Annotated in this window: 18 protein-coding genes; 9 read left to right on the top strand and 9 right to left on the bottom strand. The window is 38.6% G+C overall.

The genetic code is table 11. The annotated features are described in order from the left end of the window. Positions 1 to 23: 23 nt before the first annotated feature. The 9 genes from A6A20_RS08980 to lptC all read right to left on the bottom strand — a co-directional run bounded on the left by A6A20_RS08980 (position 24) and on the right by lptC (position 6,887). Positions 24 to 560: a GNAT family N-acetyltransferase gene (locus A6A20_RS08980; RefSeq protein WP_279573111.1), complete on the bottom strand. Its 537-nt coding sequence runs from the start codon at positions 558 to 560 to the stop codon at positions 24 to 26. 152 nt (positions 561 to 712) lie between these two features. Further along, entirely contained in the window at positions 713 to 1,792 is a 1,080-nt protein-coding gene (gene queA / locus A6A20_RS08975) for a tRNA preQ1(34) S-adenosylmethionine ribosyltransferase-isomerase QueA (protein WP_279573110.1), read from the bottom strand. A gap of 71 nt (positions 1,793 to 1,863) precedes the next feature. Beyond that, the gene (locus tag A6A20_RS08970) at positions 1,864 to 2,679 is read right to left on the bottom strand and encodes a DNA ligase (RefSeq protein ID WP_279573109.1); all 816 of its coding nucleotides are present in this window, start codon (positions 2,677 to 2,679) and stop codon (positions 1,864 to 1,866) included. 202 nt (positions 2,680 to 2,881) lie between these two features. Next, complete coding sequence (locus A6A20_RS08965) at positions 2,882 to 3,706, bottom strand: DUF5718 family protein (protein WP_279573108.1); 825 nt, start codon at positions 3,704 to 3,706, stop codon at positions 2,882 to 2,884. A 21-nt stretch (positions 3,707 to 3,727) separates the two neighbouring features. After that, positions 3,728 to 4,588 carry an RNase adapter RapZ gene (gene rapZ / locus A6A20_RS08960; RefSeq protein ID WP_279573107.1) on the bottom strand — a complete coding sequence of 287 codons (861 nt, stop codon included), beginning with the start codon at positions 4,586 to 4,588 and terminating at the stop codon, positions 3,728 to 3,730. Between the two features lie 16 nt (positions 4,589 to 4,604). Further along, the gene (gene ptsN, locus A6A20_RS08955; protein WP_279573106.1) at positions 4,605 to 5,069 is read right to left on the bottom strand and encodes a PTS IIA-like nitrogen regulatory protein PtsN; all 465 of its coding nucleotides are present in this window, start codon (positions 5,067 to 5,069) and stop codon (positions 4,605 to 4,607) included. 5 nt (positions 5,070 to 5,074) lie between these two features. Beyond that, entirely contained in the window at positions 5,075 to 5,800 is a 726-nt protein-coding gene (gene lptB, locus A6A20_RS08950) for an LPS export ABC transporter ATP-binding protein (RefSeq protein WP_279573105.1), read from the bottom strand. A 9-nt stretch (positions 5,801 to 5,809) separates the two neighbouring features. Further along, on the bottom strand, positions 5,810 to 6,328 hold the full coding sequence (gene lptA, locus A6A20_RS08945; RefSeq protein WP_279573104.1) for a lipopolysaccharide transport periplasmic protein LptA: 519 nt from the start codon (positions 6,326 to 6,328) through the stop codon (positions 5,810 to 5,812). After that, a complete protein-coding gene (lptC, locus tag A6A20_RS08940; RefSeq protein WP_279573777.1) occupies positions 6,309 to 6,887 on the bottom strand; it encodes an LPS export ABC transporter periplasmic protein LptC in 579 nt (192 codons plus the stop codon). Before lptC ends, lptA begins: the two co-directional genes overlap by 20 nt. A 306-nt stretch (positions 6,888 to 7,193) precedes the next feature. On the opposite strand from lptC, the gene coaBC reads away from it, so the two are divergent. The 9 genes from coaBC to cpdA all read left to right on the top strand — a co-directional run bounded on the left by coaBC (position 7,194) and on the right by cpdA (position 13,808). After that, the gene (coaBC, locus tag A6A20_RS08935) at positions 7,194 to 8,417 is read left to right on the top strand and encodes a bifunctional phosphopantothenoylcysteine decarboxylase/phosphopantothenate--cysteine ligase CoaBC (protein ID WP_279573103.1); all 1,224 of its coding nucleotides are present in this window, start codon (positions 7,194 to 7,196) and stop codon (positions 8,415 to 8,417) included. A 3-nt stretch (positions 8,418 to 8,420) separates the two neighbouring features. Further along, positions 8,421 to 8,876 (top strand): dUTP diphosphatase, encoded by a 456-nt coding sequence (gene dut / locus A6A20_RS08930; protein ID WP_279573102.1) that lies wholly within the window; start codon positions 8,421 to 8,423, stop codon positions 8,874 to 8,876. Continuing rightward, positions 8,876 to 9,484 (top strand): nucleoid occlusion factor SlmA, encoded by a 609-nt coding sequence (slmA, locus tag A6A20_RS08925; RefSeq protein ID WP_279573101.1) that lies wholly within the window; start codon positions 8,876 to 8,878, stop codon positions 9,482 to 9,484. The genes dut and slmA overlap by 1 nt, the downstream gene beginning before the upstream one ends. A 20-nt stretch (positions 9,485 to 9,504) precedes the next feature. Then, a complete protein-coding gene (locus A6A20_RS08920; RefSeq protein ID WP_279573100.1) occupies positions 9,505 to 9,723 on the top strand; it encodes a YheU family protein in 219 nt (72 codons plus the stop codon). A 33-nt stretch (positions 9,724 to 9,756) separates the two neighbouring features. Beyond that, positions 9,757 to 10,470: a cAMP-activated global transcriptional regulator CRP gene (gene crp / locus A6A20_RS08915; RefSeq protein ID WP_279573099.1), complete on the top strand. Its 714-nt coding sequence runs from the start codon at positions 9,757 to 9,759 to the stop codon at positions 10,468 to 10,470. A 136-nt stretch (positions 10,471 to 10,606) separates the two neighbouring features. Next, positions 10,607 to 11,362 (top strand): class I SAM-dependent methyltransferase, encoded by a 756-nt coding sequence (locus A6A20_RS08910; protein ID WP_279573098.1) that lies wholly within the window; start codon positions 10,607 to 10,609, stop codon positions 11,360 to 11,362. Positions 11,363 to 11,394: 32 nt separating this feature from the next. After that, positions 11,395 to 12,105, top strand: coding sequence for a 4'-phosphopantetheinyl transferase family protein (locus A6A20_RS08905; RefSeq protein WP_279573097.1), 711 nt, complete (start codon positions 11,395 to 11,397; stop codon positions 12,103 to 12,105). 38 nt (positions 12,106 to 12,143) lie between these two features. Beyond that, on the top strand, positions 12,144 to 12,782 hold the full coding sequence (gene nudF, locus A6A20_RS08900; protein ID WP_279573096.1) for an ADP-ribose diphosphatase: 639 nt from the start codon (positions 12,144 to 12,146) through the stop codon (positions 12,780 to 12,782). 192 nt (positions 12,783 to 12,974) lie between these two features. Then, positions 12,975 to 13,808, top strand: a complete 834-nt coding sequence (cpdA, locus tag A6A20_RS08895; RefSeq protein WP_279573095.1) for a 3',5'-cyclic-AMP phosphodiesterase — start codon at positions 12,975 to 12,977, stop codon at positions 13,806 to 13,808. Positions 13,809 to 13,883: the final 75 nt, after the last annotated feature.

The raw sequence follows: 13,883 nt of genomic DNA, 5'->3' as shown, positions 1-13,883 counted from the left end.
GCACTTTTGTAAGTGTTTTAATTTTAACTAAACACATAATGATTATCATCAACCCATTTATCTCCAATTTTTTCTCGTGCTGGGATACGTTCTTGCCAAGTGAAGTTGTTGCGGATTGCGACTTGGTTGCTGGCATGATTGGTTACGGCACAATAGAGATGAAATTGCTGGATTTCGGGGCGGTAGCGGGTAATTAATGCTTGTAAGGATTGGCTTACAATGCCTTGATGTTGATAAGGTGGAGCGAGCCAATAACCCATATCGGCGGATTTGTTGGTTAAGTCAAAGCGGTTAAAAGAAATTAATCCTGCTAACTGTTGTTGATAAATAATGCTAAATACGCGTTGCTGTTGTTGTTTTATGTTCGTTAAAGCCTGTGCGATAAAATTTTCGCTATCTTTGGGGTGTTGGGTAAAGCGAACCCAATCTAGATAGTTAGCGAAATAATCACGATATTGTTTAATTAACTGAAAAATTGCTTGGCTATCTGCCATTTGAATACAACGTAAATAACAGTTTTTGTTTACCTCAATAATTTCTGTGATTGGATCATTAAGCATTTTTTACCCTATAACAAATTTCTCTTTCCCACAAAAATTTTTAAAATTATACCGCACTTTGCTTAAAAGCGTTTGTGTTTAGTCTTTTATAGTTGTCCCACTTTAAAATGATACAGCGTTGGTACGCCTCGCCTAATTTTAAATTGAAACGACTATATTTCCGCTTTCTGTTCAATAAACATGGCATCGCCATAACTAAAGAAACGGTAGCGATGTTGCACAGCACTTTGATAAGTCTGCATGGTATGTTGATAACCAGCAAAAGCGGAAACCAACATAATTAAGGTGCTTTCTGGTAAATGAAAATTGGTGATTAAAGCATCAATAATATGAAAATTTTTACCGGGGTAAAGAAAAATCGCGGTGTCGGCAAAATAAGGTTCAATGATTTGACGACTTTGTTTGGCAATGGCTTGTTGTGCCGCACTTTCTACTGAGCGTACCGAAGTTGTCCCTACCGCAATCACTCGTTTGCCTGCCTTTTTAGTGGTAATAATTGCTTCGCAAACCTGAGCTGGCACTTCCACATATTCGGCGTGCATTTGATGCTCTTCAATATTTTCCACACGCACTGGCTGGAAAGTGCCAGCCCCAACGTGTAAGGTAACAAAAGCAAAATTAACCCCTTTTTGTTTTAGTTGATCGAGTAAATCTTGATCAAAATGCAAGCCTGCGGTGGGGGCGGCGACAGCACCTGGCACTTGGTTATACACCGTTTGATAACGTTCTTGATCGGCATCTTCATCTGGGCGGTCAATATAAGGTGGCAAAGGCATATGCCCTATTTGTTGTAACACTTCAAGCAGGGGCAAAGATTGATCTAATAATTCTAGCTCAAATAAACTGCCTTGCCTTGCGAGCATTTTTACCCCAATGCCTTTTCCTTCGCCTAATTTATCCTCGCCAAGCCATAATTCTGCCTGCTCTTTAGGCGATTTTGAGGCACGAATATGGGCTAAAAAACGGCTTTCAGTGAGAACACGTTCTACCAATACTTCCACTTTTCCGCCACTGGCTTTACGCCCAAACATTCTTGCTGGGATAACTCGTGTATTATTAAAAATCAGTAAATCCCCTTCATCAATTAATTCAACAATATCGGCAAACCTGCGGTGAGTAATGTCGCCTGTTTTGCCGTTAAGTTGTAATAAACGACTTGCTCGCCGTTCTGCCATAGGATAACGAGCGATAAGTTCATCGGGTAAATCAAAATAAAAATCAGAAACACGCATAATTTATTCTTTAAAAATACAATTCTATTTGGTGCTGAATTTTAACAAAGATTTGCGTTACTCGCTTGATTTTATTTCTCTCGTTGTCGCCAATAGGTGGCAAATCGTGGTTTGCCCTGATTGGTTACCCCACGATATCGGTAAGTAATCACTGAGCCTATGGCTGGTGGGTTTTGCCGTTCGGCTAAAGTAAATCCTGAGCCAATTTTGAATTGTCCACGATGATTTTCGCAGGTAATTGCACCTAATACTTGGGCAAATTGCCCTTGTCCTTGATGATGAGCGATAACGGTACATTCTTCATCAAGGGTACTTTTCACTTTTAAGATCCGCTGACTTCGCCCTATCATATAGGGTGCTTTGGGATCACGAATGACAATACCCTCGCCCTGAGCTTGTTCCACTTGCTTGAGAAAATCTTGCATATGTTGCGGATTTTGAATGGGAATTTGTTCAATAATCTGAATATAAGGGGTGGGATTTTGAGCTAAATAATCCCTTAAATATTGTAACCTTTCAGTTAAATCGCCCTGTTGGTTTGGCAGATCAAAAACATAGAGTTTTAATGTATCCCAGCCTTGATCCTGTTCCGAACGCACAATAGCGGAGATTTGTTCAAATTGATTGCGTTGGCTAAATAATTCGCCGTCAATAGCGAAAGGGGGAAAATGTTGAGTAAAATAACTTGGTGGCGATAGCAAGTAGCCATTACGGCTGAAAAGATGTTGACCGTCCCAATATCCTCGCACACCATCTAGTTTTTCGCTCATTACCCAGCCTTGTATGTCTTGTGCTTGATAATTTTCTAATAACATAAGATTGGGAGGATTGGCATAACCCCATAGGCTTATCAATAATGTTAAGGTTGTTGAGAATAAATGACGCATATTTCCTCCTTAGATAAATACAATGAACTATAAAACAAGATTGGAAAAAGCCAAAGTACAAGGAAAAAATTTTGCGAGGGAGATCGGAAAAATAAAAAATTGAGCAATAAAATATAGTCGTTTCAATTTAAAATAAAACAAGGCGTGCCAACGAGAACGACTATAATGTAAAAAAACTTGGCAAAATCGCCAAGTTTATGGATTAATCAATGACTTTTTGGATCAAAGCGGAAATATCTGTGGGGAAACGCTGTTGCTGGATCATTTGTTTTATCTCGGCAGAGGAATAACGCTCGCCGGGGTATAACACCACAATACTGCTATCGCCCACTTGTAAAAAGTTTTTCTCGCCAAAGGGGGTATAACGGGTTGCTCCAATGCTAATCACTGCTTGGGTTGGGTAATTGGCTTGTTGGATTAATGAATAAATATCATTCATTGGCCCTTGATCGGGCTGATGATTCATTCGATCAACAATCCAATCTAACAATTTTTGATGAAAATAAGAATAGCTTAATACTGGGCTATCTACGCCATATTCATTTAATGTTGTGCCACGTTGATGAAAACAAGCGATACGATATGCGTTAATTTCACTTTGTTGATCAAAAGAGGTCAATGAAATCAGATTCGTGGCAATGCCTTTGGTTTGCTCGCCCCAGTTTTTCTTTTCACAAATTTTATTAGCATTAGGACGGCGAATAGAACAATCATTATAAGCGGCAAAGGCACGAGGAATAAGTGCGGTTACTTTTTGCTGAGAATATTGAATATCACAAATTAACGCGACTTCAGGCTCAATTTGTAAATTATCCGCCCCTTGGCGAGGAAAGCGAATGTAATCTGCACTAAGTGGATAGGTCGCTAAAAAATCCTTGGCTTGGGGAACATAAAAGGGAAAAATGGCTTTGGGTTGAATTTCCTCTTGCGTTGTTACATTGGCAAAATCTTTTGCCTCGCCTGCTTGTTCTAAATGCCCAGCAAAATTACCTGCGACACCAAAACCAATGGCATTAATAAAATTCATGGTAACTTCTCCTTATTATGATTAATGGGATAATTGATGTTTACTCAATGATTTATGTACAATTTTGACTTTTTTGCCTTTTGCTTGAAAATATTCGCCAAGCTGTTGAGCAATATACACTGAGCGATGTTTGCCCCCTGTGCAACCAATGGCAATGGTTAAATAACTGCGGTTGTTTTGTTCCAACATAGGTAACCAAGTTTCAATATAATTGCGCGTAAGATAGAGAAAATGATTGACTTCACGATGTTTAGCAAGAAATTGGATAACAGGTTCATCTAGCCCTGTCATTGGGCGTAATACAGGATCCCAATGGGGGTTGGGTAAAAAACGTACGTCAAATACATAATCCGCATCAAGAGGAATACCATATTTAAAACCAAAGGACTCTACCACAATATTTAATTCTTTTTCACCATTACCTCGCAAGAATTGGCGTAATTTTTCAGCTAATTCGTGGGTTGAGAGGCTTTTAGTATCAATAATTAAATCCGCTTGCTGAATAAGAGGTTCAAGCTGTTGTTGTTCTAATTCAATAGCGGATTCTAGCGATAAATCTTGCGTGGACAAAGGGTGTAATCGTCTTGAATCACTGTAACGGCGAATTAAGGTACTTTGATCTGCTTCTAGGAAGATAATTTTAATTTGATGTTGTGGAGGGATTTTTGCCAAAATTTCATTGACGATTGTGGGTTTACGTGGCAAATTACGAATATCTAAGCTAATTGCCACCGAGGATTGATTAGCGGCGAGGTTATCAATCAATTGTGGCAACAAATTAAACGGAAGATTATCAACACAATAATATCCAATATCCTCTAATGCTCGTAATGCGACCGATTTACCCGCCCCAGAGCGTCCGCTAATAATGATAATTTCCATTACTTCTTATCCTCATTTATGTGTCTGATTGTAAGTCCACCATTTCAAAAATTTGCCAAATTTCTACCGCACTTTTTGCATTGCGTAACTGTTTACATAAGGATTTGTCGGTTAATTTTTGTGCTAATGCTTGTAACATAGGTAAACAAGTTTGACATTGTTGCTCTGGCAACATAATGGCAAAAAATAAATCAACCTCACGCCGATCTGCGGCATTAAATTCAATCGGGTTTTCTAATTGAATAAAAACCGCTAAGGGCTTTTCCCCTGAGGGTAATTTGGCGTGGGGAATAGCAACGCCATTGCCAAGACAAGTGCAACCCACTTTTTCTCGATTAAACAATTTATCAAAACATACATGTGGATCAAGGTTACCTTGTTGAGCAAGGATTTCAGCCACTAATTCTAATAAGCGTTTTTTGCTAGAGCATAATACCCCTTGCCGAATATTATCTGGGGTCAATAATTCAGTAAATTTCATAAAAATTACAGCTTAAATTGCTCGCCAAGATAAACCCGTTTAACCTGTTCATTATTCAAAATTTCATCAGGTGTACCATTGGCAATCATATGCCCCGCACTCACGATATAAGCTCGTTCGCACACATCTAGCGTTTCACGCACATTATGATCGGTAATTAACACCCCTAAACCACGATCACGTAAATCCACAATAATTTTTTTAATATCAATTACCGAAATGGGATCGACCCCAGCAAAGGGTTCATCAAGTAAAATAAACTTTGGATTAGCTGCTAAGGCTCTTGCGATTTCTACACGACGGCGTTCACCACCAGAAAGAGCTTGCCCTAAGCTATCACGAATATGCCCAATATTAAATTCCTCGATTAATTCATCGGCACGCTCACGCCGTTGCTGTCCATTCAGATCTTTACGGATTTGCAACACTGCCATTAAATTATCATAGACACTTAAACGGCGAAAAATAGAGGCTTCCTGTGGTAAATAACCTACGCCACGTTGCGCACGTTTGTGCATAGGCAATAGGCTAATATCTTCATCGTCAATCCGAATTTTACCTTGATCGTGGCGTACTAAACCTACGACCATATAAAAGGTGGTGGTTTTTCCTGCGCCATTAGGCCCAAGTAAGCCCACAATTTCCCCTGAATTGACTTGTAAGCTCACATCTTCAACCACCTGACGACTTTTATAGCTTTTGGCTAAATGTTCGGCATATAACACTGGCATCATCATCACCTATTTATTTTTTAATTGAGCGGGTAAAAGTACCGTTCTTACGCGAGAATTTGGCGAACCAACGGCATTTAATTGCTGTTTCTTCACATCATACGTAATCACATTACCGTTGATTTTACTATCCAGTTGTTTTAATTCCGCATTTCCCGTTAAGGTCAAAAATTCTTTTGCTAAATCGTAATGTACTTTTTGAGCCTTGCCATCAACAGGTTTTCCATCGTCCATGGTCTGATGAAAAGTAACAGGATTACCCGTTGCATCAATGGTTTCCTGTTGTTTTGAGTCCTGTGGACGAGTAATTACCACTTTTTGCGCTTTGATAACGATTGAACCTTGAGTAATTACCACATTATCGGTAAAGGTAACCACATTATGTTCTAAATCTAAAGATTGATTATCGGACACAATGTTAATAGGTTGATTCGTATCATCTTTTAATGCCCAAGCACTAAGCGAGGCGAGCAATAAACTTGCCGTTAATAAGGTTTTAGAGGCAAAATTATTGATTGTTAATTTCATAATGTGTTTTTACCTGTTCTTGTAAGGTTGCAATTTGTTGTTGTAAATTTCCAGTGAGTTTTTGTCCTGTGGTCACAAAATTTTGTCCATTGATTTTCACTGTGCTATCCGAAGAAATATCATGATTTGTCAAATTTACCACCGCACTTTGGGTTTCAATCCGTTGCAAACGTGAATCCGGTAATAAACTTTGCACCACCACATTGCCCGTTAAATATAATAAGTTTTCTTTGCTTAAGGTGGCAAGATCAGCACGCAATGTCCAGCTCTGTTGTTGTGGTTGATTGCTCTCCGTCCCATATAAATAAACGATCGGTTGTTCAAACTCAGTGCGACCATCGGTTTCAAAATAGGCAACTTTGCTTGATTTTGCCACATATTGACGTTGACCGTTGGTGGGCGAATAAAGCACAGTTTCCATATTTAACCCTGTATATTCTGGGCTTTCTTCGGATTTGATAAGGTTATGCAAATTCTCATCACTTTGATTTAATGAATAAAACCAAGCTAACAATAATAATGCAATGATAGATAGCACAATATTCCAACGAATATTCATAAATTTTTGCTCAAGATAATTCACCCAATATAAAGGGGTAATCATATCACGTTTCTAGTAAATTGTATGCTTATTCATATATTTTACGATTGATATTTTTCAGTCCCATTTATATATCGTTGTTGCACTTTGAAAGATTTCAAGATAAAACGATTATAGTTAACATTTATTTATCCATTTTCCCTCGGATAATTCCTTTTATAGTCGTCCCACCTTGCCTTATTTTAATTTGAAACGATGATATTATTTTGAGAAAAACAAAAATTTCCAGTAAAATAACCGCACTTTTTAAGGATATAAAGCATAATGGCAGATAAACAAAAAAAACGAATTGTTGTGGGGATTACAGGCGGAATAGCGGCTTATAAAAGTATTGAGTTAATCCGTTTATTACGTAAAGCACAAGCCGAAGTAAGGGTAGTATTAACTCCTGCGGCAGAAGCATTTGTTACGCCCCTTACCTTGCAAGCCATTTCAGGCAATGCGGTTTCAACCAGTTTACTTGATCCGCAGGCAGAATTAGCCATGGGGCATATTGAGTTAGCCAAATGGGCGGATTGTGTAGTTATTGCTCCTGCCAGTGCGGATTTTATTGCTCGTTTAACGGTAGGTATGGCGAATGATTTATTATCTACCCTTTGTTTAGCCACCGCCGCTCCGATTTTACTTGCGCCTGCAATGAACCAGCAAATGTTTGCTCAAACGATTACCCAAGCCAATTTAACCCAATTATCCGCACGAGGAATACAGCTAATAGGCCCAGCCACAGGAGAACAAGCCTGTGGGGATATTGGGGCAGGACGTATGTCCGAACCTGAGGAAATTTTTTCTGCGTTACAACAACGATTATTACAAAAACAAGATTTAGTCGGATTAGGCGTTGTGATTACTGCTGGCCCAACCCGAGAGGCGATTGACCCTGTGCGTTATATTAGTAATCATAGTTCTGGCAAAATGGGGTTTGCCATTGCGCAAGCCTTTGCTGAACGGGGGGCAAAAGTAAGCCTTATTGCAGGTCCGACAACATTACCAACACCTCGCAATGTGCATCGTATTGACGTGGAATCTGCTCAACAAATGTGGCAACAGAGTTTAACCTTGGCTTGCCAAAATCAAATTTTTATTGGTTGTGCTGCCGTAGCGGATTATCGGGTTGAGCAAGTGGCAAATCAGAAAATTAAAAAATCTGATGATAGCAATGAAATGATACTAAAATTAGTTAAAAATCCAGATATTATTGCTGATGTTGCTAATCTTTCTCAGCATCGTCCTTTTACCGTAGGCTTTGCGGCGGAAACCCAACAAGTGGCAGAATATGCACAAAGCAAATTACAAGGTAAAAAACTGGATATGATTTGTGCTAATGATGTATCTGCACAAGGACAAGGTTTTAATGCGGAGCAAAACGCCTTGCATCTATTTTGGCATACAGGTAATAAACAGCTTGCCTTAAATCATAAGAATATCTTAGCAAAACAACTAGTAAATGAAATTTTGCAACAATATCAACAATCGCAAATAAAAGAGTAAATTATGCAAAAAATTGATGTGAAAATTTTAGATCGCCGTTTGGGTAATGAATTTCCTTTACCAACCTATGCCACTTCTGGTTCAGCAGGATTAGATTTGCGTGCCTGTCTTGAGCAAGATTTGACAGTGCAAGCAGGACAAACCGTATTAATTCCTACGGGCTTATCCATTTATATTGCTGATCCACATTTAGCCGCTGTTATTTTACCTCGTTCAGGCTTAGGGCATAAACATGGTATCGTGTTAGGTAATTTAGTAGGGTTAATTGATTCTGATTATCAAGGGCCTTTGATGGTTTCGCTATGGAATCGTAGTGATGAACCTTTTACTATTAACATTGGCGATCGTATTGCTCAGCTTGTGTTTGTGCCTGTTGTACAAGCTGAGTTTAATATTGTTGATGAATTTAGCCAAACCGAGCGAGGCGAAGGGGGCTTTGGACATTCTGGAACACAATAATGGCAGAACAAACACAAATTATAAAAAGAACCAAAAAAGAACGTCAGCAGCAAGTGCTAACCGTCTTGACCCATTTATTACATTCAGAACGGGGTATGGAACGTATTACTACAGCTCGTTTAGCCGCAGAAGTGGGGGTTTCTGAGGCGGCGTTGTATCGTTATTTTCCAAGTAAAACCAAGATGTTTGAAGCCTTAATTGACTCCATTGAAATAAACCTATTAAGTAGGATTAACCAGTCTATGAAAATGCAAACCAATACTATGGAGCGAGTTAAAGATATTATGCAAATGGTGTTGGATTTTGCCCGCAAAAACCCCGGGGTAACTCGCATTTTAACAGGGCATGCGTTAATGTTTGAAGAAACCGCATTGCAGTTACGAGTGGCACAATTTTTTGATCGGTTAGAATTTCAATTTACCAATATTTTGCAAATGCGTAAATTGCGTGAGGGCAGAGCTTTTTTGGTTGATGAACGTATCATTGCCTCACATTTAGTTACAGTTTGTGAAGGGCAATTTATGCGTTATGTACGCTCAAATTTTCGTTATAATTCAAACCAAAGTTTTGAGCAACAATGGCGTTTTATTGAATCATTATTTGCATAGTTGTAGAATAAGGAAACATAATGATTATTCCTTGGCAAGAATTAGAGGAACAAACCTTAATTAATATTGTGGAAAGTTTTATTTTGCGTGAGGGAACCGATTATGGAATGGAAGAATTACCGCTAGCAACAAAAAGGGCGACATTATTAGCAAAAATCAAGCAGGGCGATGCAATTATTGTTTGGTCAGAATTACATCAAAGCCTTGATATTAAAGATAAGTCGGCATTTTTAGGTTAATTTAAATTGGGACATTTTTTGGGCGAGGTATTTATGCAAGGAGTTGCATCACAATCACAACAGCAGCAATCACAACAAGAGATTGAACAGCAAGAGCAACAAGAACAAACTCAACAACCAAAACCTTATCAACCCTCCGATCCTGTGTTGACGTGGTTTCTATCCCATTGCCATATTCACAAATATCCAGCCAAAAGCACCTTAATTCATGCGGGCGAAAAAGCAGAAACCCTCTATTATTTAATTAAAGGATCTGTGGCGGTGTTAGTGAAAGATGAAGAAGGCAAGGAAATGATCTTGTCGTATTTAAGTCAAGGGGATTTTTTAGGTGAGTTAGGTTTATTTGACGAAACCAAAGAACGTACTGCTTGGGTAAAAGCCAAAACCGCTTGTGAAATTGCTGAAATTTCCTATAAAAAATTTCGCCAATTAATTCAAATCAACCCTGATATTCTCATGTTCCTTACCGCCCAATTAGCTCGCCGTTTACAAAATACCTCTAAGCAAGTTACTAACCTCGCTTTTCTTGATGTAACGGGACGCATTGCACAAACTTTATTACATTTAGCCCATATGCCCGATGCGATGACTCACCCACAAGGTATGCAAATTAAAATTACACGCCAAGAAATTGGGCAAATTGTGGGTTGTTCACGAGAAACGGTTGGGCGTATTTTAAAAATGTTGGAAGATCAAAATCTTATTTCTGCCCATGGGAAAACCATTGTGGTATATGGCACAAGATAAAAAAGTGCGGTGAAAATAACCGCACTTTTCTTTTCTCATACTTATTTTTGTTTATTTAATTAGAATAATTTTCATTTATAATAATCAAATGCTAGTAATAATCGCAACGGAATGATCAATTATTGAGGATAGAAAGATGAAAAAAGAAGAAGTCGGACATAATTTTCTTGCTCGTTTAGGTAAAACCCGTTTGCGCCCGGGCGGTAAAAAAGCCACTGATTGGTTAATTGCCAATGGGGATTTTAGTGCGGAGAAAAAAGTGCTTGAAGTGGCTTGTAATATGGGGACAACTGCGATTGGATTAGCTCAGCAATTTGGTTGTCATATTGAAGGGGTAGATTTAGACGAAAATGCCCTTGCCAAAGCACAGGCAAATATTGCTAGCCATAATTTGCAAGATAAAATCCATGTTCAACGTGCTAATGCGATGAAATTACCCTTTGAAGATAACAGCTTTGATATTGTTATTAATGAAGCGATGCTTACTATGTTACCGTTACAAGCCAAAATTAAAGCGGTTACTGAATATTATCGTGTGCTAAAACCCAATGGTTTTTTATTAACCCACGATGTGATGCTGACCTCTGATAATTCGGAAGAAGTGATAGCACAATTACGTGATGCCATTAATATTACCGTCACCCCCTTAACCAAAGCTGGTTGGAAATCGGTATTTGCGGATTGTGGTTTTCGTAATATTGATACCTATTCAGGGAAAATGACCCTGCTGTCCCCTGCAGGAATGATCTACGATGAAGGGGTACTAGGTACTTTTAAGATTATTAAAAATGCCTTAAAATCAGAAAATCGTGAAACCTTTAAGAAAATGTTTAAAACCTTTAATAACCCCGATAATAAGCTGAATTTTATTGCGGTTTGTAGTCAAAAATAATCCTATAAGCCCCGTTTCGGGGCAATATTATTATGTCCACTATTATTCTTTACGCTAATATTCATCACCCTTTCCCCTTTGAACAAATTCCGCCTTCGTTATTGCACCAACGTTTATGCCAAACAACTCCCCTTCATAATTTACGCTTATGGCGTAAATACCAAGGACGACGGTTAGCACATTTCTTGTTATGGCAAGGGTTGCAATATTTACAACTTGATCCCGATTTGCTTGGTCAAATGACCTTTGCCAACAATGGCAGACCGCAATTTGCTGATCCTCAACTTGATTTTAATATTAGCCATTCTGCCGATTGGGTGGCGGTCATTCTGCAAAAAAACGCAAAAAGTGCGGTAGGAATTGACATTGAATTTGTACAAAAACCGCGTGATTATTCTGCCTTAATGCAGTATTTTGCCCCCTCTGCGGAACTCGCTTGGTTTGCTCAACAGGCTAATAGTGAACAAGGTTTTTATCGTTGTTGGTGCTTGCGTGAAGCCATATTAAAATCACAAGGGGCAGGCATTGCTCATTTATCCGAAGTGATACATTTGCCACAACAAAGGATTTTACGTTCGGCTTATTGCCCTAAGGGAAATCTATTGTATAGCCAACAATTTCCTTTTTATTTAGCCGCATTTTGCAATGGCGATATTCGGCAAGCCCTATTATTACAATGGCAAAATGGGCAATTACAACCACAATCCTCACATTCTCCCATTTATTATCAGGTTAATCCTTAATAACTTATCAATACATTAGAATAAACACAGGAGTAACGATGAAAACACAATTTAGCCAACAAGATATTGAAATTGTGAAACAAGATATTGTTTATCAAGGCTTTTTTACCCTACAAAAAATCCAATTTCGCCATAAGTTATTTAATGGCGGTACAAGTGATATTGTTACACGAGAATTATTAACCAAAGGACAAGCTGTTGTAGTGATCGCTTATGATCCTCAGTTAGATGCAGTGGTTATGGTTGAACAAGTGAGAATAGGGGCTTATGTGCCAAATGGTAGCGGTTCACCTTGGTTATTGGAAATGATTGCTGGTATGTTAGAACAAGGAGAAAGTCCTGAACAAGTGGCAAGGCGAGAAGCAAAAGAAGAAGCGGGTATAGCATTACAATGCTTAGACTATTTGTTTAGTGTTTGGGACAGTCCGGGCGGTGTATCAGAACGTATCCATTTTTTCGTGGCAAAAGTTGATGCACACCAAGCAAAGGGTATCCATGGGTTAGCCACAGAACAGGAAGATATTCGTGTGCAAGTGCTTGATCGTACCCTTGCCTATCAGGCGATTGCCTCAGGCGACATTGATAATTCTCTCGCGGTTATAGGATTGCAATGGTTACAGCTAAATTATGCTGATTTACAGCATAAATGGCTATATAGTCATTCCACTTTAAAATGAAACGACTATAAAATTACACCTTGTCATACTTTTTTGTTTAAAAAATATGATCTCGCTAGCATTTTTGATTTTCCTTTATGTACTTTTTATGGGAAAGGTATAAAGTGGTAGGCAGTCAGCTTAATTTCCATTAAAAAGTTGTTCGCTATATTAGTCTGAAGTTTTATTTATTTTGTGTATTAGGAGTCTAGCTTGGAAAATTCATTTTCATTAAGCACCGCAGCAGGATCGGTAATTAGACTGTTACAAATAACGGATCCTCATCTATTTGGTGATACGAATGCGGAATTATTAGGGGTTAATACTTTTGCCAGTTTTTGCCAAGTATTAACTGAAATTAAACAACGGGATTTTGCTTATGATCTTGTATTGGCAACAGGAGATTTAGTGCAAGACGGCAGTGAACAAGGCTATTTACATTTTTGCCAACTGGTCAAGCAATTAGACAAAACCTGCTTTTGGATCCCCGGTAACCACGATTTACAGCCCAAAATGCTGGCATTATTAAACCAAGCCTATGGCAATATCCACCCCGCCAAACACCTTCTTTTAGGCGATCAATGGCAAGTGCTATTATTGGATAGCCAAGTTTTTGGCGTACCGCATGGCGAACTAAGCAAATACCAATTAGATTGGCTACAACAAACCTTAACGGAATATCCCAACAGATATGCCTTAATTGTATTGCATCATCATCTATTATCCACCAATTCCGCTTGGCTTGATCAGCATAATTTGCGTAATAGCCAACATTTGGCTGATGTACTTGCCCCTTTTAAACAAGTGAAAGGAATTTTATACGGACATATTCATCAACAAGTTGACAGCCAATGGCAAGGCTACCCTGTTATGGCAACACCGTCCACCTGTATTCAATTTAAGCCTGATTGTAACCAGTTTACCTTAGATACCCTACAACCGGGCTGGCGAGAATTAACCTTACACCCTAATGGGCAAATTAGTAGCCAAGTATATCGTATTCAGCAGGCTCAATTTTTGCCTAATATGCAAGAAGAAGGTTATTAAAAGAAAAATAGGGGTTATGAGTCAATATGAAATGATACTTATGTTGAGGGAGCGTTAAAGTGCGGTAGTTTTTTA

It is taken from the genome of Volucribacter amazonae (genome assembly GCF_029783845.1).
Classification (GTDB): domain Bacteria; phylum Pseudomonadota; class Gammaproteobacteria; order Enterobacterales; family Pasteurellaceae; genus Volucribacter; species Volucribacter amazonae.
This window is presented reverse-complemented; position numbering and strand designations above follow the sequence as displayed.